General features: G+C 60.6%; 24 protein-coding genes. 11 read left to right on the top strand and 13 right to left on the bottom strand.

Going from position 1 to position 19,738, the window contains the following annotated elements:
* Window positions 1–113: 113 nt before the first annotated feature.
* Window positions 114–713 (bottom strand): hypothetical protein, encoded by a 600-nt coding sequence (locus MX571_RS19030; protein WP_247419986.1) that lies wholly within the window; start codon window positions 711–713, stop codon window positions 114–116.
* Window positions 714–877: 164 nt separating this feature from the next.
* Here MX571_RS19030 and MX571_RS19025 point away from each other — a divergent pair, with 164 nt between their 5' ends.
* Window positions 878–1,174: a hypothetical protein gene (locus MX571_RS19025; RefSeq protein WP_247419983.1), complete on the top strand. Its 297-nt coding sequence runs from the start codon at window positions 878–880 to the stop codon at window positions 1,172–1,174.
* Window positions 1,175–1,251: 77 nt separating this feature from the next.
* Here the strand turns inward: MX571_RS19025 and MX571_RS19020 are convergent, their stop codons facing one another.
* From MX571_RS19020 to MX571_RS19010, 3 genes are all read right to left on the bottom strand, one after another.
* Complete coding sequence (locus MX571_RS19020) at window positions 1,252–1,482, bottom strand: hypothetical protein (RefSeq protein WP_247419980.1); 231 nt, start codon at window positions 1,480–1,482, stop codon at window positions 1,252–1,254.
* A 117-nt stretch (window positions 1,483–1,599) separates the two neighbouring features.
* Window positions 1,600–2,022, bottom strand: coding sequence for a hypothetical protein (locus MX571_RS19015; protein ID WP_247419977.1), 423 nt, complete (start codon window positions 2,020–2,022; stop codon window positions 1,600–1,602).
* Between the two features lie 1,203 nt (window positions 2,023–3,225).
* Entirely contained in the window at window positions 3,226–3,729 is a 504-nt protein-coding gene (locus tag MX571_RS19010) for a hypothetical protein (protein ID WP_247419974.1), read from the bottom strand.
* 125 nt (window positions 3,730–3,854) lie between these two features.
* Here MX571_RS19010 and MX571_RS19005 point away from each other — a divergent pair, with 125 nt between their 5' ends.
* Together MX571_RS19005 and MX571_RS19000 are read left to right on the top strand one after the other, a co-directional pair.
* Window positions 3,855–4,106 (top strand): hypothetical protein, encoded by a 252-nt coding sequence (locus MX571_RS19005; protein ID WP_247419971.1) that lies wholly within the window; start codon window positions 3,855–3,857, stop codon window positions 4,104–4,106.
* A 213-nt stretch (window positions 4,107–4,319) separates the two neighbouring features.
* On the top strand, window positions 4,320–4,745 hold the full coding sequence (locus MX571_RS19000) for a DUF8159 domain-containing protein (protein WP_247419968.1): 426 nt from the start codon (window positions 4,320–4,322) through the stop codon (window positions 4,743–4,745).
* Window positions 4,746–5,565: 820 nt separating this feature from the next.
* On the opposite strand, the gene MX571_RS18995 is transcribed toward MX571_RS19000, so the two are convergent.
* Window positions 5,566–6,234, bottom strand: a complete 669-nt coding sequence (locus MX571_RS18995; RefSeq protein ID WP_247419965.1) for a helix-turn-helix domain-containing protein — start codon at window positions 6,232–6,234, stop codon at window positions 5,566–5,568.
* Window positions 6,235–6,546: 312 nt separating this feature from the next.
* Here MX571_RS18995 and MX571_RS18990 point away from each other — a divergent pair, with 312 nt between their 5' ends.
* The 3 genes from MX571_RS18990 (at window position 6,547) to MX571_RS18980 (ending at window position 7,983) form a co-directional block, all read left to right on the top strand.
* The gene (locus MX571_RS18990) at window positions 6,547–6,867 is read left to right on the top strand and encodes a DUF7344 domain-containing protein (protein ID WP_247419962.1); all 321 of its coding nucleotides are present in this window, start codon (window positions 6,547–6,549) and stop codon (window positions 6,865–6,867) included.
* A 611-nt stretch (window positions 6,868–7,478) separates the two neighbouring features.
* Complete coding sequence (locus MX571_RS18985; RefSeq protein ID WP_247419959.1) at window positions 7,479–7,691, top strand: hypothetical protein; 213 nt, start codon at window positions 7,479–7,481, stop codon at window positions 7,689–7,691.
* A gap of 94 nt (window positions 7,692–7,785) precedes the next feature.
* Complete coding sequence (locus tag MX571_RS18980) at window positions 7,786–7,983, top strand: hypothetical protein (RefSeq protein WP_247419956.1); 198 nt, start codon at window positions 7,786–7,788, stop codon at window positions 7,981–7,983.
* Here the strand turns inward: MX571_RS18980 and MX571_RS18975 are convergent.
* From MX571_RS18975 to MX571_RS18960, 4 genes are all read right to left on the bottom strand, one after another.
* The gene (locus MX571_RS18975) at window positions 7,977–9,512 is read right to left on the bottom strand and encodes a hypothetical protein (RefSeq protein ID WP_247419953.1); all 1,536 of its coding nucleotides are present in this window, start codon (window positions 9,510–9,512) and stop codon (window positions 7,977–7,979) included. The two genes, MX571_RS18980 and MX571_RS18975, sit on opposite strands and share 7 nt — an antisense overlap.
* A gap of 558 nt (window positions 9,513–10,070) precedes the next feature.
* On the bottom strand, window positions 10,071–10,559 hold the full coding sequence (locus MX571_RS18970) for a hypothetical protein (protein WP_247419950.1): 489 nt from the start codon (window positions 10,557–10,559) through the stop codon (window positions 10,071–10,073).
* Window positions 10,560–10,690: 131 nt separating this feature from the next.
* The gene (locus MX571_RS18965; RefSeq protein WP_247419947.1) at window positions 10,691–11,170 is read right to left on the bottom strand and encodes a hypothetical protein; all 480 of its coding nucleotides are present in this window, start codon (window positions 11,168–11,170) and stop codon (window positions 10,691–10,693) included.
* Window positions 11,171–11,371: 201 nt separating this feature from the next.
* Window positions 11,372–11,800, bottom strand: coding sequence for a hypothetical protein (locus MX571_RS18960; RefSeq protein WP_247419945.1), 429 nt, complete (start codon window positions 11,798–11,800; stop codon window positions 11,372–11,374).
* 519 nt (window positions 11,801–12,319) lie between these two features.
* Here MX571_RS18960 and MX571_RS18955 point away from each other — a divergent pair.
* A complete protein-coding gene (locus tag MX571_RS18955; protein WP_247419942.1) occupies window positions 12,320–12,859 on the top strand; it encodes a CDC48 family AAA ATPase in 540 nt (179 codons plus the stop codon).
* 105 nt (window positions 12,860–12,964) lie between these two features.
* Window positions 12,965–13,192, top strand: a complete 228-nt coding sequence (locus MX571_RS18950) for a hypothetical protein (RefSeq protein WP_247419939.1) — start codon at window positions 12,965–12,967, stop codon at window positions 13,190–13,192.
* Window positions 13,193–13,486: 294 nt separating this feature from the next.
* Here MX571_RS18950 and MX571_RS18945 read toward each other — a convergent pair whose 3' ends face one another.
* From MX571_RS18945 to MX571_RS18935, 3 genes are all read right to left on the bottom strand, one after another.
* Window positions 13,487–14,092, bottom strand: a complete 606-nt coding sequence (locus MX571_RS18945; protein WP_247419909.1) for a DUF7110 family protein — start codon at window positions 14,090–14,092, stop codon at window positions 13,487–13,489.
* Window positions 14,093–14,210: 118 nt separating this feature from the next.
* Window positions 14,211–14,552, bottom strand: a complete 342-nt coding sequence (locus MX571_RS18940; RefSeq protein WP_247419905.1) for a glutaredoxin family protein — start codon at window positions 14,550–14,552, stop codon at window positions 14,211–14,213.
* 46 nt (window positions 14,553–14,598) lie between these two features.
* A complete protein-coding gene (locus MX571_RS18935; protein ID WP_247419903.1) occupies window positions 14,599–14,745 on the bottom strand; it encodes a hypothetical protein in 147 nt (48 codons plus the stop codon).
* 64 nt (window positions 14,746–14,809) lie between these two features.
* Between MX571_RS18935 and MX571_RS18930 the strand changes: the two genes are divergently transcribed.
* On the top strand, window positions 14,810–15,841 hold the full coding sequence (locus MX571_RS18930; protein ID WP_247419898.1) for an NAD(P)/FAD-dependent oxidoreductase: 1,032 nt from the start codon (window positions 14,810–14,812) through the stop codon (window positions 15,839–15,841).
* Window positions 15,842–15,892: 51 nt separating this feature from the next.
* On the opposite strand, the gene MX571_RS18925 is transcribed toward MX571_RS18930, so the two are convergent.
* Window positions 15,893–16,699, bottom strand: coding sequence for a helix-turn-helix transcriptional regulator (locus MX571_RS18925; protein ID WP_247419896.1), 807 nt, complete (start codon window positions 16,697–16,699; stop codon window positions 15,893–15,895).
* Window positions 16,700–16,921: 222 nt separating this feature from the next.
* Here MX571_RS18925 and MX571_RS18920 point away from each other — a divergent pair, with 222 nt between their 5' ends.
* Complete coding sequence (locus tag MX571_RS18920; RefSeq protein ID WP_247419894.1) at window positions 16,922–17,923, top strand: DMT family transporter; 1,002 nt, start codon at window positions 16,922–16,924, stop codon at window positions 17,921–17,923.
* 78 nt (window positions 17,924–18,001) lie between these two features.
* Entirely contained in the window at window positions 18,002–19,459 is a 1,458-nt protein-coding gene (locus MX571_RS18915) for an amidase (RefSeq protein ID WP_247419891.1), read from the top strand.
* Window positions 19,460–19,738 lie beyond the last annotated feature (279 nt).

Raw genomic sequence — 19,738 nt, 5'->3', positions numbered from 1 at the left:
CGAGATGGCGATATTGGCGATTAGTAGACGGGCACGAATCCGGGGATGGAAGATATTTGCCGGTAATGATAGACTCAGAGCGTGAGTCTATCAGTTCGTCGTCGCTCAGGTGGTCAGAACACTATGGGGTCTGGGAGTTGCCAAAGCCTGCCCGTCGTGCCGGAGCGTTCGAGTCGTTGAATTTCGTAGCCGTTGACGGTTACTGGCAGCTCTTCCCAGTCATTGGGGACGTTTGCACTGCCGGTGATGTGGGTTCCTGTTCCACAAGTGGGCGTCTCCGAGCTCGGCGTCGAAGAGACCGGACTCGACTCGCTTTCCGTCGCAACGTTGAGTCTGTACTCTGTTGAGACTGGATTGGTGAGCGTCACCTCAACGGACTGACTGGTGCAGAGACGAGCGTCGAATGTGAGGTCCGCGCTCTCCCCATCAGCGACGATATGGACCCACCCTCTGTTCGGCGTTGCGCTTTTGGAGAATGGTCCGCTACTCGTTGAATACACCAGTGGCAATCTCTCGTCGCGGGAAGAAGTGGTCGTTGAGGCTGGAGGCTCTGAGGCCGACGTTTGAGGAGGGCTGGCAGTGCCGGTGTTCTCCGAAGATGAGCGGGCCGTCGTAGAAGGCTCGTCGCCAACGGAGCTTCCACACCCGGCGAGCAGTCCGCTGATGGCGGTCGCACCGAGGGCGAGAACCCGGCGGCGGGGCACTTTGTTCATACTTGCTAATATTACTGCAATAACTGGTAAGTGCTTTTGGGGGACATGAAGGATGCGTCTGAGTTGCAATGGTACACACGCGGCACGCATCGAATGCGAGACCCAGAGCGTGAGTGTATCAGTTTGCGAGAAGACCTATACCCTTCCAAGAAATAGGTTAGAATATGGACCGTTACAGCGCAATCGTTGCGACAGCCCTCCTCTCGATACTCGTGCTGGCGTATGCGGTGGTCATTGAGGGCCAGTTGTTCTTCGGACTCGTGAGTGTCGCCGCGATTTGTGCCGCCTCTTTCCTCGTTCGGCGAGGTGACCGCGAACACGCGACTGTCGTCGGCGTTCTCGGTGGTCTGCTCTCCATCGCCTTCCTTCTCGGTCGGTTGGAAATCATCCTCCCCGTCTTCGTCGTCGCTGGATTCACGTATCTGGGGTGGAGTATTCGGCGGAACCGACCAACTGCCTGAGCGATAGACTCGCAGCACGCGTCTCCCATTGGAAGTGTTTGACCGACTCAGAGCGTGAGTGTATCGTCGACCGCTTTTCACCCCTCGTAATCCGAGTTGGGATAGTAAACGTTTGTCACAATCAGTATGCTGAAAATCACTGCTCCGATGCCAAAAAGCCACGCAACGATAATTGGCAAGTCAAATCGTCCAGCTTCTTCCCATAAATTAACACCACCAGATGACGACAGCTCGCCGATAATAAGTGTGCCAAGGGTTGCGACCCCCATCCCACCGATGATGAGTGCGTCTTTGTATCGCTGGTCCATACCATCCTGTGACTACAGCCTATTGGATAGTCTTTGCTGGCTGAACGAATGGGCTCCCGTTACACTCGCGGCACTGGTCTCTCGCTCGGCCCGTTTGAGCGACCCAGAGCGTGAGTCTTACGCTGCACGTTCGTCGATGACATACCGGCCGATGGCTACGACGCCAAGTCCGACGAACAACACTGCCGGTTCGACGGAGTTGGCAGTCGCGTACACCAAGGCAGCGGCAACGAACATGAAGGAGGCAGCGACCAACAGGTACGCCCCTGCTCCCTCTCTCGCTGGGTTCGGGAGTCGTGCAAACAACTGCTCAATGCCGACATCAAGAACGAGAAAGAGGAGTACCAATGCGACATTCGCCCCCAGCAAGATGACCCAGAGATACCCGCTGAACGTCTCGCCGACGAGGAAGTCGATGAGCGCCGCTCCTAAGAGAAGCGGAAGCACGAACAGGAGTTGAATCGGCCCCATCACGTACCCCCCGGGCATCGCCTCAAATCGAGTATATACTGCCTCTCCCCACTCCCGGAGCCGTCTCATAGCGGGACAGAATAGACACACTCTCGAATAGCTTCGGGTCACTGGCATGATACACTCGCGGCACGCGTCGCTCACTCGGTCCGGTCGAGAGACTTAGAGCGTGGGTCTAACAGCGAGACAGTGAGCAGACACTATCGTAGAAACCGGCTCAGTTGCTCGACGAGTTTGCCCTCATACTAACGCGAATGGATTCTAAGCAGAGTACGACACACACGAGTGAAAATGGGAGAGAGAACGTCTCGTATTCGATGCTACCCAGAGAGAGGGCAATCAGTAGTCCAACGATGATGATGCTCAGACCAATCTGTAACCACGAGAGTCGATTCCAGAGCATTTTGAGCCATCCCATCGCCTCCATCCGACGGTGGCATCTCGAATAACTCTTCAGCATGAGTGGATGTCGAAGTGAGCGAATTGTCCTCGTAGACTGGTAGACTCGCGGCACGCGTCGTTCGCCGACCCGTTCGATAGACGTAGAGCGTGAGTGTATCATTCACTTGTGCAGCTCCCGCCGACTGTGAGTGCGTCCTCATCAACGATGTCGATACGGAGTCCATCAAGCCGTCGCTCATCCGTACACTGAAGCCCGGCTACTGCGGAAACTCGTGTCGGTTGATTACTCGCTCGAAGGACGACAAGCACCGAGACCTCTTCCTCTGAGGGGACCCGGCCAAAACGAACGTCGTCACCCGAGATGCTCGAATTAAGTACTCGGGATGGTTCATGTCCCGGAACGACACGACTGATGTTATCGGCGGGCCTGACGTTCGGTAGTTGTATCGACATTGAATCGTCCTTGTCCACCGAATGATTCACTGTCCCAGTCCGCGAGTGAAGAGTGACCGAGGAGAGGCGTTCCTTCGTGAAGAACATCTGCAGTTGGTAGGAGCGATTCTGTTCGTTTTGAATCTCTATGCCGAGCAATGGCCGCGTGAGAGTGCCTGTCGACGTCGGTTCTGTTGTCGTAACGGATGCCTGCTGGTCAGTGGGGACACTACCGGGTGTTACTGTAGCCTGAGGAGTGGATTGTGTGTTGAGCCCGCCACACCCCGAAAGGACGACACAGAGTATGACCAGACTAATCAGGAGGGCCCGTCGTTTTGGCATACTCGTGAACGTCCTTCCACTCGATTACTTCTTATGTTACACTCGCGGCACGGGTCACTCACTCGGTCCGGTCGATACACTCAGAGCGTGAGTCTATCACTGCGAGGCGTCGATACGGAACCGAACAGCGAGAAACGGGTCGGTGCCGAGCCACACGAACCGGTACTGTCCCGACGTGAACTCCTCGACGAGTGTGCCGCCGATGCTGTCCTCGATACCAGCTTTGTCGAGCGTGAGTCGTGTCGTCCGCGATTCGCCCGGTGCGAGTGGGGCTGCGCAGCCAGCGCCACCTCGGGCAGTCGTATAAATCAGTTCGCGCCACGACTCACCGTCGTTCCGCTGAATCGTCCACGAACTTCCACAGCCGCTCTCGATGGTCTCATCGCCGACGTTCCTGAGCGTGAATTCGACGTGGTCACCGGCACGGACCGGTTGGTCAGGGCCGGTCAACTGCAGGGTGCCGTTAGAGTACACGATGGGATTGTCTTCGTATCCCGCGCTCATGGGGTGACCCTGTGGTCCATCACCACCGAGTGCGGTACACCCCGCGAGTGCCGTGAGGAGGCCCCCTGTCGCCCCGAGAAACCGGCGGCGGTTCATACTTCTCTGTTGACTCCTTCACACCAATAGTATTCCTGTGCGTCAAACTATCCGTTGAGACACTGAGAGCGTGAGTGTATCAGCATCCCGGAAAGTATTTATCAACCATCACTAACTGGAAAGATATGCCTGCTCTTGGAATCGGTCTCCCAATTTTCCTCCTCGTCCAAGCTGCTATCGCGTGGTTTAGCTACTCAGAGATAGCTCACAGCAACAAGACCGTCGCTGCACTCATCGGGCTCTGTGTGTTTGTCGTCCCGGTCACGCTTGCGTTCTGGTCCGGCAAGGTCGTCGATTTGGTCTTCACCGAACTGGTGCTGCTCTGTGTCTACCTTCTCATTCGAGAACTCTCGAATCGTCGGCTCTCGTCGAACTGAGCGATACCATCTCCCTTGTCCTTCCGACGTAGAGTGTCCGTTAGACTCGCGGTACGCGTCGCTCACGCGGCCCTATCGAGAGACTGAGAGCGTGGGTCTGTCGTCACCAGAAATCCACACAAAGACACATTCCCCGCATCAATACAAGTTGGTCTAATCGGAGGCCATCTGTGCATACACAAACTATTTACTCAACAATATCAGAAATTGGATATGAACCGGCGGCGACTCCTCCAGCTCTTGGGAGGGGCCGGTATAGTCGGCCTCGCAGGGTGCTCTGCGAGTAGCGAGGCTGAGTTCCGGGAGAGATATGCTCAAGAGCTCAAGGATGACGATGTCGACATCGCTAGCTTGGGTGTGGACGAAGGGATTGTAACACTGGAGTACTACTCGACTGCCCGAACGAGTGCCGAAATCCCACATATCGGGTCCGTTGTGGGTATCTATGCTGCCTACGTCGACCAAGGATGGCACGTGGAACGATTGAATGTTAGCGTCCTTACTGAGTCTGATACGCTCACTGCGACGTACTACGTAACTGAGAAAATGGTCGAGAAGATGGTGAGCGGGGACCTCACCGACAGGGAGGTCGGACAGATGGTTACCTCGACGATTGAAATGAAACGCACCGGAGAGTGAGACTGGTGTAAATCTCCCGCATCGCTTACTTGGCCCGTTCGAGAGACGCAGAGCGTGAGTCTATCAGTCTTCGTTCCTTCGCGCAGCGACGAACTCACTTAAACACCTTCGAGAATCCCCTCCCGTCATGGAGATACTTGATAGACACTTCCGCTGAAGGTTCCAGAGTAATATGGAAACTCGCGCTTCTGACGATGACTCCCGAGAGACATTTGACGAACTGTTGGCCGACCTCCTCGCTCGCGCTGCGGCCTCCGGTGATGATGTGGAAGGAGCGTACGATATTACAACCTCCTACGACGGTTCGCGGTACGATGTCGTCGTGAGTGCCGTCAAACCAAACGGAGACTGAATCACTCGCGGCACATATTGGTCACGCGGTTCGTTCGATGGACGCAGAGCGTGGTCAATCGAGTACAGTTCGTCACACTCTCCTCAGCTCGGGACTAACGCCTTAGGAAAAACTGCCGTGTTAGGAGGGAGTGGGGCTGATACCCCCGGAACCAGCGTATCTGCTGAACACTGTCCCTCCGCACCGGCAGTCTCCCTCCCTCGTCGGGAGGATGAAACTGCCATCGGCCCGTTGCCGAGCAGTGTACACCTGTCGACACGCCTCGCAGACGACGATGAGTTGGTCGAGCATGCCGAGTCACCTCTTCCCAAGCGGTCCGACCGATGTGCGCCGTCTCAACACGGCTTGGGACGTGAGAGTACGGCCCGTCCAGTTCTAACCCTTTCTGCCACCTGTCCCCGAGCGATGCTATCTGAACGAGTGTGAGAGATGCATGGTACGCGTCGAGCGAGTGACCCAAAGTGTCACTCAGTGTTCGTATTCCGATGTGGACGCTGTGGCAGTGCCAACCGACCGACCAACCAAGATGTCCATCGCTCGGCGAAGCCGTTCAGATGCCGCTTGGTGAGAGATACCCAGCTCATCGGCGAGTTCGTCGAGGTCCGTCTTCCGGGGAACGTCGAAATAGCCTCGGTCCGAAGCGAGTGCCAGCATCTGTTCTTGTTTCGCAGTGAGCCCGAACTCATCGAGCAGTCGGTCAGCGGATTGCTCGTACTTCTCCAAGGGCGTGAACTGGATGTCTGACTCGTCGAAAATCGTATAGTACTGTTGGAGGGCGTCGTGACTCGGGAAGGCAATCTGTAAGGTCCACCCGTTGTGCGTGCCCACACACTCCTGAATGATGGCTCCTGTCTCGACGAGCGCAGAATGTGCCCGTTTCGCTCTCCCACCCCCCACGTATTCGGCTTGGTACAGCCGTCGGTTGCGAAACGTCGTAACCGTGCGCGGGGACTCGACGGTCGGGTCGTTCTGCATCGCTGCCTCGAACGCCTCGAAATCATCCGACTCTGCCCAGAACAACAACACCACTCCACCATCCTCCGTGATGTTCATGTCCTCCCAGACAACCCTCGTCGTAGGCACCTCCCGAAGGGCCTGAAGGAGCGTTCGTTCTTGGACGCTGAATCTAACTATCATGGAAATCGACCGCGGAATGAGTAGTCGACATCTATGGCTGTCCCTCAATAGCACCTCTCAAAAGTTTCATTGAAGAGACCACTGAGACTCAGTGGACGAGATAAATACACGTCTGAGACTCTCATCCAGAATACCTAACGCGAGCGTTCAAACATGTAGAGATACTACCCATAAGCGGAAGCGCGACTGATATACTCGCGGCACGCGTCACGCACTCGGTCCGTTTGATACACGCAGAGCGTTAGTCAATCAGTCGCGTCTCGTCGAAGCGGCCAAAAATCCTACCAGTCCAGCACTGCGAGATATCGTGAGATGGATGACTGGACGCCGGATGAGTTATCCGAAGACGAGGCATACGACCTCGTCGCCGAAGAACTCCGTCGCGAGACGCTCCGCCTTCTGTTAAACGAGAGCGAGGAATGGGACGTCAGCAGTCTCGCGACGGAAATCGCCGCCCGTGAATCAGACATCTCACACAGCGAGGTCAACGAGGGGGACCAGAAACGCGTTGCCGTTGCCCTCCTCCACCGGGACCTGCCGAAGCTCGCCGATGCCGATGTCGTCGAGTTCGATTTCGAGGACGAGACGGTGGTGACGGGGGAGCACATCGACGACCTCGACCCACTTCTCTGAACCCCCAGTCTACGACCATTCCGTTGATTGAACTGAACGAGAGACGCAGAGCGTGAGTGTCTCACGAGACTAACTGACCTACGGTGCGGGCGGGTTGTACATCGGGCGGTCACACAGAGTTATTAGCGGTCGTGTCGAGCAAGGAATGTCCGTGGCGTCACCGTCCGTCGCTGGTGCATCGGCCAAGACGACCACGGGCGTCCACTTGTGAACGACCCTCGGCGACGCCACCGGACAGCGGTGGTTCAGGATACTGGATATATAAACGTATCTACGTGTTGCGCGATTTAACAGAGGGTGCTTCTACTACTGGGTGGTATCGTTATCTCATGAGATTGTTCATAGCAGTAGCCTTACATGCCAAGGCTGAGTATGCCCCAACTGGGGCCACGCTGTCAGAGGCACTCGGTTGTTTACCTCGTCCCCATCGGCCCCCCGTTCTATTCGCTCCCGATGGATGTGCTGCGCCGTTCCCCAAGTACGACCTGTCCGGTAGTGGAGGCAGTAGGGTGTTGAGCAGAGCGTTGGTCACGCAAAGGCACTCATGCCGAGTCTTCTCACGCTCCGAGAATCAAAGGTCGAACCATCTCGTAGTGACGTATTGATTCGCCATGGATGACGATACGTTCGAGAGCGATTCGACCATCACCAGTCAAGAGGACCTCGAAGAGCGACTGACGGCTCTCCTCGACGCCGCTGAAGAGAGCGACATTGACCCAAGAGGCTCCTATGAGTGTGTCACTGCCCGCAATTCGCTCTATGATGTCCAAGTATCGCCGGTTGACGCTGACCCAACACCCGAGGAGAGGGGGAATGGAAACTAATCGACCGATACACTCGCGGCACGCGTCGCTCACTCGGTCCGGTCGAGAGACTCAGAGCGTGGGTCTATCAGTGAATCGAGCGGAGGCTCCGGCGGTGAAGACTATCGAGAAGCGCGTCGGGTTACTGGAAGACGACCTCGACGACCTCGATGACTACGTCCTCGACTGGACGGAGGGCGCAGACACCTACCTGCGCGCGCTCCGGTGGGTCGTCGAGGAGAAGCTGGGGGTCTCGCTGAAGTCGTATCTGGAGACTGTCGAAGAGCGTGGAGAACTGGAGGGGACTCAGTAGTCGGGGGGCGTCTCCGAGCGGTCGTACGTGTACTCGAACGTCCCGGTGTCTTTGATTCCGTTAATCTTGTTCACCCGTTTCGATGCTATCCCGAGATTTGTGTCGGCCGTCATCTCAAAGAACGCGTAGCGGGTATCCGGGAAGTCGGGTCGGGGATTGCCTTCCGGTCCAAGTTGACCGTCAACCCAGCGAATGTTCCCCCTCCCGTCGAAGTCACGTTCGTCTATCCCGACCGTCATATGGCTGGCTCCACGGAGTTCGCAGTCGATGTATGCAGTGCGGACGTTCCACGGGTCGTTGGCGAGGATACCAGCGATTAGCATACTGACCTCCGAACAGTCGCCGCTCCCTTCGTGCAGGACGACGATGGGCGGGTTTGCCGCCTTGATAGCCGTGCCATACGGGATGGCCATCTGGATGAGGTCGCCGAGGGCTTGTAGGCGGTCAAACGACCCGGTGATGCCGACAGCCGAGATGACGGCATCGGTCTTCTCTGCGAGGTCGCGCAGGTGACTGATACGTGTCGCCCAGTGAGTTTCCCATCGGCCGCTGTGAGCGAGCCGCCACTGGAAATCATCGCTCTTCCGTCGATATGTCTCGACGAACTCCTTCTCGACTTGCGTGGCGACGCCGAACACCTCATCGTTGACGTTGGTCCGACAGACGAGGAAGACGGTGCGTTTGTCGCCGTGGTCTTCGGTGGCCATGACACCGCCGCTGTTGTCGGGGTCGTTGAACTCCGCGTCGTTGAACCACCGCGTGCCGTCGGGGTGGTCGATGCCGACGAACTGGTGGCGCGTCAGCAGGTGATGGCTGGCGGAGTCCGGGCCGAGGATGCGCTCTTCTTCGCTGTCGGTGAGCGTCAGCACAACGAATCCACCTGCACCCCTCGGCAGGTCAACGTTCGAGAGGCCGAACTCCGCGGACTCCGCTCGGTACTGCGTGTTCGGACTCTTCGTCAGGCTGGCGCGCTTAGTGATGAACCGACCGCGGGTGTCTCGGACGTGGAGGTGAAGCGTGCAGTCGCGAAACACACGCACTGGAGGCATCTCTAAGCGGGCCGTTGAGGCGTCGACGGTGATGCTGAACGCGCGCTCGCGCGGGTGGCGATGGTCAGCGGGCGAGGGGGGTGACTCATCCATCGTGAGGTAGTCATTGGTGGTGAGCTTGCCGTCAGGGGCATCGAATGCCGCCGCTGGCTCGCGCGACAGGGTTGGCGAATCGTCATCGTCGCCGGTCTCGACACGGTCGGTGGGGTCTTGGTTGTCGGTGGGCGGTTCGATGGGGTCGCGCTGAGGGGCGGGCTCACTGCTGAACGGGGCCGAACAGCCAGCCAGCCCGGTGGCGAGGCCGAGCGCCCCCGCTCGAAGGAGGCGACGGCGCGTTGGAGAGGGAGAGGCGGGGGAGTAGCGGGACATACTATTGGCTGTGAAGAGTTTACCAATTTGATTAAATATACGTTTCTGTCCATCATCTGGCGAAACGCTGTGAGTCCTACCGAGGGATATCGAACTGTGACCACAAGGCATGGCAACTCACCTAAAGGCCCGGCCAGACACTTCTACTAACGTTGACCTATCACCATTATCGACACACACGTCGCACGCTCGTTCGAAAGACTCAGAGCGTGGGTCTACCGGGCAGGAAGACGGTTGTCCGCTGCGCTGGCAAGTGTGATGGATTGGAGCTGTCAGCAGAATCGATTTATCCACCCGGTTTGAATACTACATATGCGATTCGACGCTCTTCCCTCTTGGAGACGACTCGCCTCGATGTGTGGGTCGTTGATTGTGGTGAGCGTAAGCGTCGTTCTCGTGATGGACCTGCTTCCGATTTCCGATTCACCGCTAGTCTTGGGCGCCTCCATTGCGATTATCTATGGAATGGTGGAGAATGCACGTCAGTAGGAGCGATACGCGCCGAACATCAAATTCCCACCCACAGCCACACTATTCGAAAGTTGAGAGGCGACCAGTGGGTGTAACTACAAATACGCCACGGCTCTAACAGCAGAATCGTACTATAGCTGGTCGAAATACACTCGTCGCATCGCTTGCCGGTTTTGATAGACCCAGAGCGTGAGTCTATCACTCCTGTATCTGGCCCACCCACCGTTCTGGGAGTCGGCCATAGAGACCCAGTGCGATGACGAGTGCACCGAGTAGTACGGACCCTCGATTTGGATGAACAGTGCTGTCGTAGACCGCTCCTGTTCGGGTGAGTCCGAATCGGAGCGTGTTGGTGGTCCAGTCGTAGTCGAACCCGTAGTAGTACTCTGAGGGGTTCACTGGTGCAGTGAGCGCACTCACCACTCCTGACCCGATGACCCCAACGATGAGGGCAACTACACCGAATACGAACAATGCGAAGACGGTTCGACGTTGCCAAATTCCTGTGGGGCCACTCACGAGAGCAAGCAGTGGAACGCCGAGCGTAACCCCGAGGGCGAGATATCCCGCCGACTGCAACCCATAGTACGTCCAGAACACACTGACCACGTACACAGCGACCACACTGACGACTCCAATGCCCCACGCCGCCTGAAGGGACGTTCTACGGGACCAATCGTAGCTCATTCAGTTGCGTGTCAATGTGTTATCGAATAAGCTTTCGGGCGCTCGCTGGCCACCGATACACTCGTGGCACGCGTCGAACGAGCGACTCAGAGCGTGAGTCGAACATGAAGGGACGAATCGAGGATTGTCGCTTACTCACTTCCCGAACTGGTGACTGCTGCTTCCTCAGGTGAGAGTTCGAACGATGGTTGCTGAGTATACACGTCACAGCCGTTCTGGTCGTATCTCAACCCGGATGAGGTAACGCGAATGACGGCTGCCTGTCCTGTGACCGCTGAACACGGGTCCGGCATCCAACGTTCCTCGACGGACGCTCCATCCACGGTAGACGCTCGAATAGTGTACGTTTCACCCGTCACGCCAATCTCGGGGAATCGAACGAAGTGTCGTCCGGGGAGCCTGAACGCTCCCTCGATGAGCGTGGTCTCAGTTGCAGGTTGAGTTACTGTGACTGTGAGCACGTGAACCTCATCGACGTCGTTCTGAAGGAACAGCGGGTCTGGCGTCTCAGCGTCGTCCGTCCCGAATAGTTCTCGACCGAGTGACGTACACCCCGCGGAAGCTGAGGCTGGCAGAATACTCAACGACGTGAGGAGGGCGCGTCGATTCATATGCTGCTATTCGTAAATTTCGGTAAGTACCTTTCTGTGAATCGAAGTACTCGGTGATGGATTCGCTGTACGGGTCGCTCACTCGGTCCATTCGATACACGCAGAGCGTGAGTGTATCAGAAATCTCGGACCGAGGCCGACTATTCTGATGACCTCTCGGAAAGCATGCTTTCGCCGTAGACCTGTCTATGGGACGTCGGACTACTTCCAGACAGAACCTACTGCAACACCGTCATCCTCAAAAAATACTTCAATGCCACCGAACCCCCCATCAGGAGTTACTGGTTGCTGAGTCGGGTTTGAATCGACTTCGACGATGACGTAGTACTTCACCCGATGTCGTAGCTCTACATTGAATCGGACATCCTCACCAGATTCGAGAGAAAGTGTCTCATGCACCAACGTCTCTTGTGGACCCTCAAGACGGACAGTTGCCTCCACTGCCTCGTTTGTGTAATTCTTGGAGTAGATAGCCGTCCTGTAGAACTGTGTCACAGTCCTGTTTTCAGTAGATGGTGACTCTACCGCTGCAGTGCTTGTCTGACCTCCCGGATTGTTCGTGTTGCCAATGCAGCCACTCAGGGCGAGTGCGGCACTACAGCCGACAGCGAGGAGGGCACGGCGCTTCATATCCGAATTTAGTCAATCCATGATAAGTATCTTCTGTGGTGAATGATACACTCGCGGCACGTGTCTATCGATAGACTGAGAGCGTGAGTCTATCGCTGCGTGTTCTCCTTGTGTCGCTGGTGTACCTCGTAGGCCTTCTGGCGAAACTCCTCGTCGCACCGGAATTTCAATTCCGCATACGCCATGAATAGCGGGAACAGCGCACTGAACGGTGCGACCACGAACACCCAGCGTGGTACCGGGCCGCCTCGTCTCACTCGGTAGATGAGAAGCACTGTCGGTGTCAGGCCAAAGAGTATGCCGCCGACGATAGCTGGAAGCGGAATGCCCAGCTTGTCCGAGCTGGGCTCATGATGAGAGCGGTTCATAATTGTTCAGTAGAGGTACAATTGATTTGTAGGTTCCTCACTGCAGTACACGTCGTTCACTCTGCCCGTTCGATAGACGTAGAGCGTGGGTGTATCACTTCGATACGGTTCAGGGCAACCGTCTTGGTGTTCGTTGTCAAACTCTACCTCAATGGCCGAGTCGAAGCTTCACCTGCGAATCGCTCGCCAGTTCATCGGAGACGTCCAGAAGGGGTGGTGTCGGCTCCACCCAGCAGTGATGGACCAGTTGGGAATCTCGTCAGGAGACGCAGTGCTGGTCAGCGACGGCGAGCATCAGGTGGGGTACTACGCTCATTCCGTCACAGAGGAGCCACGCTGGGACCGTGAGGTGGACGAGCAGTCGATTTATCTGGACTTCCACACCGTACCCGACGAGCTGCCCGTCGAAACGGAGGGTCGGGAAGTCACCGTTCGCCCGGTCGCCCCATCACCGGCCCGGTCAGTGGTATATCAGGACTTTCCACCCGGAACTGCATCAGAACTGGTTGACAACCACACGCAGGAGAACCTCCTCGGAACGCTCGCGGTCGTGGGGGCGAGGATATGGATTACATATTCGAAGGGCGAGTCCAGTACAGGTGGGGCGGGACTGGAAGTCTATGAGACTGACCCGGATGGAGTGGTTGTCATCACCGAGTCAACGACCCTTGAACCAGTCTCCGAACGATAGACCCGCGGCACGCGTCGCTCACTCGGTCCGGTCGAGAGACTTAGAGCGTGGGTGTATCGTGTAGTCAGGTAGCTATTTGTGATGCAGTACTGAACACTCACTATCATGGACGAGCAGCTCCGGGGAGGTATCTCAGGCGTCCTCGTCGGCGTCCTCTCAACGGTATGGTTTGCGGTGACCTACGGCCACCCGTTTGCGGAGGTTCGCGTGACAGGGAGCTACTACGATGGGTCGCCCGCGCTGCTTTATTACGTGTTCTCGATAGGGCTTGCAGTGTACGGCATACACAAAATCAGAACCTACCGTGATAGTTCGGCGACGCAGAGCAAGTGATAGACTCGCGGCACAAGTCTATCAGCTGAGTCATGGCTCCTCCATCTGAAAGAAAGTAGCGTGGCGCTCTGAGCGATAGGAGGCGATTGGAGAGGGGTCTGTCGAGCCTTCAGGGTATCCGTCAGTGAGGGAGCGAATCGGCAGAGGAGCCAATCTAAGCCATCTCCGTGAAATCCTAATAGCGAGGTGGTCAGATATAGGATTGAGAATGGAGAGTCTCGCTCAGAAGGTCCCGCGTCGCTAAAGTGAGGAGATTAACCGCCCGGAATCTTACAGAGTCTATCTGTAATCGCTCTAACTAATGAACTTGTTGTCCCGCCAGTTGATGCCGTTCCCGGGGCCGTTCTCGCGTGGGTCCTCGACGACTTCGAGTCGGGCCGCTCGCTCCTCGCCGTCGACGATTCGCGTCGCTTCGAGCGTGCCGTCGCGTGCGGTGATGGCCGTCAGCGCGCCCTTCTCGCACTCGAGTGCGAGTTTGCAGAGCACCTCGAACATCGGATACTGGAGCGCGGTGTTCTGGAGCACCGTCTCGCGGTCGCCCTTGAAGCAGGCGTACTCGACGAGTTCGGAGGGTCGCTCCATCTCCTCCTCCTGGCCGAACGCGCCCCACTGGGGGCCGCCCGAGGGGCCGCTCGCGAACGGGCCGGAGTCCTCCTCGTCTTCCTCCTCCTCGTCGAGGTAGATGCGGTTCTCCGTGACGCTGGCTTTGAGCTGTGCGGTCGGGGTGTACTTGCTGATGTTGTCCTCGGCGGCGACGGCGCTCACGATGAGCGTGTTGTTCCGTCGAGTGATCTCGATGTCGGCGATCTCGGCGGGCAGGTCGGGGTCCTCGAAGAAATCGTGTACGTCTTCGAGTGGCAGTTCGAGCGTCGAGTGAAGGCTGTATACGTGGCTGGTCATGGATGTAGCACGAGCTAACCGGGGCAAATCCCTCCCCGCGACCGGAACTGGTCACCCTACTCTAGGGATTTGAGGTTTATATTTTCTGCCCTTTTTGTCACTCGGACACAGGGGCCGGTTATTCCCCCAGCGTCTCGCCCAGTTCGCCACGTTCGTCGAGTTCTGCGAGAATGTCACTGCCCCCGACGAATTCCCCCTCGACGTACGTCTGTGGAATCGTCTCCCACCCGCTACGCTCCTGGAGCGCCTCGCGGTAGAGGTCCAGCGCATCCAGCACGTCGACGGTCGCGACGTCCTCGCGGTGCTGCTGGATGAGCCCCAGCGCCCGGCGCGAGTAGCCACACTGGGGCATCAGGGGCGTCCCCTTCATGAACAGCACCACGTCGTTGTCCGCGATGGTCGACGCGACGGTCTCCTCGACTTCCTCCTCGCTGAGGGACGGCGTGGGGTCGAAGCTCATGTGCGAACGGTGGGTCCCGACGTGGAAACTCCTTTCGCCGACACCGTCACCGCCAGCCACGGTCGATGACGCCGTCGACGCGACGGCCGCTCCAGTCGAGTGCCCGACGCTCCGTATCGACCGTCGACGGCCCCGACCAGTGTATCGACTGCTTGCGTGCCACGGGGTCGCCGCCGTCAGCACTCGTCGGCACGCCTCGGCGTGCCGAGCGCACGTCCGACTAATCGGTTATGTGTCCGGCGACCCAACGTCCCGCCATGACCGACGAGTACCAGGTGACGGTGATCGGTGGCGGTCCGGCGGGACTGACGACGGCGCTCTACACGACCCGCCTCGGCCACGACACCGCCGTCGTCAACCGCGGCGGTGGGCGGGCGGCGATGATGCTCGACACGCACAACGTCATCGGCGTCACCGAGGACGTTAGCGGTAACGAGTTCCTCCAGACGGCCGTCGAACAGATACAGGGGTACGGCGCGGAGTACGTCCGCGATACCGTCTCCGACGTCGAGCGGACCGACGACGGTCGCTTCCGCGTCACCGGTGGCGACGTCGACATCGTGACCGACCACGTCGTCCTCGCGACCGGGTTCAACGACGTGCGCCCCGAACCTCCGCTCCCGCGCACGGGTCGCGGCCTCCACTGGTGTCTCCACTGCGACGCCTACATGTTCGTCGACCAGCCGGTGTTCGTGATGGGGACGGGCGACGCCGCGGCGACGGTGGCGATGATCATGCTCAACTTCACCGACGAGGTGGACCTGCTCACGCGCGGCGACGACCCCGAGTGGAGCGAGGACACCCAGACGCAGCTCGACGCCCATCCCGTCGACGTGATTCACGAGGACATCGACGCCATCGAGAAGGGCGACGACGGCTGGCTCGAAGCGTTCGTGTTCGAGGACGGCACCCGGCGGGAGTACCGCGGCGGCTTCCCGATGTACGGGTCGGACTACAACAGCGACCTGGCCGACCAGCTCGGCGTCGAGACGAACGACGACGGCACGGTCGCCGTCGACGACCACGGGCGGACGAGCGTCGAGGGCGTCTCGGCCGTCGGCGACCTCACGCCCGGCCACAACCAGATTCCCGTCGCGATGGGCGAGGGCGCGAAGGCCGGCATCGGCATCCACTACCGCCTCCGGACGTTCCCGCGCTCGGTGGAGGAGATAGAGGCCGAGGGCGAGGTCACCACCGAGGACGTGCCCGGCATCTCCGAGCGGATGCGCGAGCACGCACGCGAGCACAACGCCGACGCACCCGCGCCCACCGCCTCGGACGACGACTGACACGTCCACCGACCTGACGACTACCGGAGAACGGCGGATACCCCACTGCCCTCAGCCGAGGCTGTCGGCGTCGAGGTCGCTCGGGTCGAGCGGCGTCGCGGCGGCCCAGTAACGGTCGTACGCCTCTTCCGCCCAGTCGCGAACGACCTCGTCGTCGGTGTCGACGGCTGCGCGCAGGAAGCCGTCGTCGTCCCTGAGCAGCAGGTGGACGCGGTCGTCGGTGATGGTCACCGCGAGCGGGACGCGCTCGTCGTGGAGGCGAATCTCGGCGTCGGGCGAGGCGAGCAGGTCGCGGAGCTGCCCCCGGAGCGCGTCGTCGCTGGCGACGGCGTCGAGCGCGGTCTGCGAGAAGACGCCCTCGACGGACTGCTCGCCCGCGACGACCCGCCGCCGCACCACGTCGAGGCTCTGCTCGTTCAGCGCGTGGGAGACGATTCGGACGTGGTCCGTCGCCCGGAGCAGTTCGAGCACCCGATGGACGGGCGCGCCGGGCTTCGTCTGGGTCGGTATCGTGATGGTCGCGTCGGCGAGGTGCCGGAGGTCGAACCCCATCGACGCCTCCGGGAGCCACTCGACGACCGGCCGGAGTCGCAGTTCGGTCGCCAGCGTCTCCGAGAGCGCGGTGAACTGCTCGGCGACGAGCCGACCGGTCGCCGTCGCCTCGTAGCGCGTCCCGTCGTACGATATCCACTGGCGGTCCGCCAGGTCGTTCAGCACCCGTCCGAGCGTGGGCTGGGAGGCGTCGATGCGGTCGCCGAGTTCGCGCCGCGTGGCCGGCGCGTCGTCCAGCGCCCGGAGGACGGCCACCCGGTTCTCCGAGCGGGCGAGGAACTCGATCTCCTCCAGCGCCGTGTCCATACACCGTGTTCAGAGTCCTCCCACATAGCGGTTTTCGCACCACGAAAAATCGTCACAGTGTGAATCGCCGTCGGCACTGGTCGATGTTACACGCAGCGAAAGTATTACTGGACAGGTTCAACCGTCGAACCCGCCTCTTTCGAAACAAGTGATGGTCTCCACGTCTGAACCGAGTGTTCGAATAGCTCTGCGAACGAGTCACACGGCGACCGCGAGGGGGCGGTGACGGACTCGCGTCTCCGGCTGGTCGCGGCGTTCCTCGTCGCCAGCGTCTGCTTCGGCGGGACGTTCGTCGCGGCGACGGCCGGACTGGCGTACTTCCCGCCGCTCCTGTTCGCGGCGTTCCGGTTCGACATCGGGGCGGTGCTGCTGTTCGGGTTCGTGCTGGCGCGGTTCCCACGCGAAGAGCTACTGCCGCGGACGCGCGCCGACGTCGCCGGCATCCTCGCGGCGGGCGTCTTCGCCATCGGCTTGGCGAACGTCTTCATCTTCGTCGGTCAGCAGTACACCACCAGCGGGGTGGGCGCTATCGTCTTCAGTCTCAACCCCATCCTGACGCCGGTGCTCGCCGCCGGTATCCTGTCGAACGAGCGCCTCTCGCGGGTCGGCGCGCTCGGAATGGCCGTCGGGTTCGTCGGCGTGGCGCTCGTCGTCGGCGTCGACCCGAGCGCCCTGGTCGGCGGTGCCGTCCTCGGCAAGGCCATCGTGTTCGCGGGCGCGGTGAGCGGTGCGCTCGGTGCCGTCCTCATCCGCCGGGCCGACTCCTCGCTGTCGAGTACCGTCAGGACGGCGTGGGCGCTGCCCGTCGGTGCACTCCTCTGTCACCTCCTGAGCCTGGGGACCGGCGAGCGGCTCGGAGCCGTCGCGTGGACGCCCGCCGCGCTCGTCGCCCTCGGCTACGTCGGCGTGTTCTCGGGCGCGGTGGCGTTCATCGCGTACTTCGGCCTGCTCGACGACGTCGGCCCCATCCACGGGAACCTCGTGTTCTACGTCGTCCCCATCGTCGCCACGCTGGGTGGGTGGCTCCTGCTCGGCGAGACCATCTCCACCCTCACGCTCGTCGGCTTCCTCACGATATTCCTCGGGTTCACCATCATCGGTCACGACGCCATCTCGTCGGCGTTCGGCCGGTTCGTCGGCGACGGCGACGACGCTGTGACGATGGGCGCAGGCGGGTCAGTCAACGGTCGCCACGACGGCCCGGTCTGGAGCGACGACGACTGACGCCGTGGCTCCGTCGAGCAGTTCCTCCCAGAGCGCTCTGCCCCGAGACTTCTTGCCACGGCCGGCCGACGAACCGGTATGTCGGACGACTGCTTCCGTCCCGCGGCCGACGTCGCGGCGGACGTGCGCGCGGGGACGCTCTCTCCAGTCACGCTCCTCGACCAGTACCTCGACCGTATCGACGAGCGGGGCGACCGGACGAACGCGTTCGTCACCGTCCTCGCCGACGAAGCACGAGAGCGCGCCCGCGAGGTCGAGACTGCCGTCGAACGCGGCGACGACCCCGGACCGCTCGCGGGTGTCCCGGTCGCCATCAAGGACCTGGGGTACACGAAAACGGGCGTGCGCCACACCTACGGGATGGCACCGTTCGCGGACAACGTCGCCGACCGGACGACCGTCGCGGTCGAGCGCCTCGAATCGGCCGGCGCTGTCGTCGTGGGGACGACGAACACGCCGGAACTCGGCCACACGGTCCGGACGGACAACGAACTCGTCGGGCCGACGGCCACCCCCTTCGACCCGGAACGCAACGCCGGTGGCTCCTCGGGCGGGTCCGCGGCGGCCGTCGCCGACGGCCTCTGCGCGCTAGCGACCGGGTCCGACGTCGGCGGGTCGCTCCGGACGCCCGCCTCGTGCTGCGGCGTCGTCTCGGTCAAGCCGTCGTTCGGCGTCGTCCCTCGCGACGCCCGACCCGACGCGTTCCGGACGCACACGCCGTTCGGCGTCCTCGGCCCGATGGCGCGGACGGTCGAGGACGTCGCCCTCGCGATGGACGTCCTGGCTGGACCGGCCGACGCCGACCCCTACAGCGTCCCGCGGCCCGACGACGAGTCCTACACCACCGCTACGGAGCGGGACGCAGCGGACCTCGACGTGGGCTACAGTCCCGACCTCGACCGGTTCGCCGTCGACCCCGCCGTCCGCGACACCGTCGGCGACGCCGTCTCCGACCTCGCCGACGCTGGCGCGACCGTCGAGTCGGTCGCGGTCGGCGGTCCGGAGAAGGGCGAACTGGTTGCGGCCTACGGGACGCAGGCGACGACGCTGTTCGCCACGCTCGTCCGGGAGTTGAACGAGGCGCACGGGATGGACCTCCTGGACGACCACGCCGACGACCTCCGGTCGTCGTTCGCCCAGACCGTCCGGATGGGACGGGGGTACGACGCGCTCGACTACACGACGGCCGACACCGTGCGGACCCGACTGTACGACGCCGTCGAGGAGACGCTCGACGGCTACGACGCCCTCGTCTGCCCGGCGCTGGCGACGCCTCCGCTGGCCCACGACGAACCGCTCCCGACCGAGGTCGACGGCGAGTCCGTCGCCGGCCTGCCGATGGACTGGACGCTCTCGTGGCCGTTCAACCTCACCGGCCACCCGGTCGTGACCGTGCCCGCCGGCCTGGTCGATGGCCTCCCCGTCGGGATGCAGGTCGTCGCCGGGCGGTACGACGAGCGCTCGGCACTGGCCGTCGCGAGCGTCGTCGAACGGGTTCGACCGTGGCGCGAGGACTACCCCGGCCTCGACGAGTGACCTGTCGGTGCTGTCGTGATTTAATACGCCAACACCTGTCGGGGGTACTGCTAACTGTCTGACAACGAGATGTCGCGGTGGCGGTCGACCGAGAGTTGTCAGAGGCTCGGACCGTACGCCCTCACGTCGGGGGTCGCCACGCGGGGAACGGTCGCGTCAGGTATCCGTGCCCCCCGTCCGCTCGGACGCCTCGCCGCCTCCGTCCTCGCGTCGCTTCTACCGGCCGCTCGTCACTGGTCGTCATCCCTCGGTCGCAGACGTCGACGGTGACCGATTCTC

It is taken from the genome of Halomarina salina, from assembly GCF_023074835.1.
Lineage (GTDB): Archaea > Halobacteriota > Halobacteria > Halobacteriales > Haloarculaceae > Halomarina > Halomarina salina.
This window is presented reverse-complemented; position numbering and strand designations above follow the sequence as displayed.